The organism is Synechococcus sp. 1G10 (assembly GCF_002252625.1).
Lineage (GTDB): Bacteria > Cyanobacteriota > Cyanobacteriia > PCC-6307 > Cyanobiaceae > Regnicoccus_A.
In genome coordinates, this window is the sequence record NZ_NQKW01000068.1 from 1 (window position 1) to 986 (window position 986).

1 protein-coding gene is annotated in these 986 nt (G+C 55.8%); it reads right to left on the reverse strand.

Annotated elements, in window-relative coordinates; genetic code table 11:
* On the reverse strand, nt 1–929 hold a 929-nt coding region (locus CJZ82_RS17500), incomplete at its 3' end, for an IS5 family transposase (RefSeq protein WP_094557003.1).
* Nucleotides 930–986 lie beyond the last annotated feature (57 nt).

A 986-nucleotide genomic window follows, 5' to 3' on the forward strand; every position in this document is an offset into this window, starting at 1 on the left:
AGCAACTTCAGCTTGAGGTCGTTCTTGCGGATACCTCGGTAGAAGACCTTCCGGAATCCGAACTGACATTTGATGATGCGAAAGGGATGCTCCACTTTGGCGCGGAAGTGGGCCTTCGCCGTCTCAATCAGATCCAGAAGCCTGCCCTCTGGTGTCTCTGGAAGCACTCTGCGCTGGCCGGGCTTCATGGCAATTCTGAACTCAGCCTCGCAGTTCTGGAAGTCGTTTCGTTTCTCGATGCCGATGTGGCCTGCATCGCCGTAGATGAGGCGTTCATCCCCATGGAGCCGTTCAGCTGCTGTGTTCAGCTCATGCACGTTAGCCGCAGTGCTCTCAACAGAATGGACCAGGCCAGATGCGGCATCAACGCCGATATGGCAGCGCATTCCAAAGAACCACTGCTTGCCCTTGGCCACCGAGTGCATTTCAGGATCCCTCTCCTTCCGCTTGTTCTTGGTGGAGCTGGGGGCATTGATGATCGTGGCATCAAGGATCGTGCCTTCCCTCAGCATCACTCCCCTCTTGCTAAGCATCTGGCTCACACCCTCGAGGATTTGCTCCGCGATCCGATGTTCTTCCAGCAGATGGCGAAAGTTGAGAATCGTAGTTTCATCGGGGATCCTGCCCTCCATCGGCTCGATCCCTACGAAACGGCGGAAGCAGGGCGTATCGATCAGCATCTCCTCCATCAAGGGATCTGAAAGCGTGAACCACTGCTGCAGCAGGTGAATCCGCAGCATCACCTCCAAAGGAATTGGCGGACGGCCTCCTTTGCTGGACGGCTTGTGATACACAGGCTCAATCAAGGCCAGGAATGCTTCCCAGGGAACCGTGATCTCCATCTCATCCAAGAAGCGCTGGCGACGCGTCCTCTTTTTGGCGTGGATCTGCTCGTAGTCCGTGAAGCCCAGCTGGAGGGGTTCGGCCATCCGTTCCAGTCTCAGTCTTGGATCTGGATTGATTTTAGCGGGTTTTTCAGATGTTCC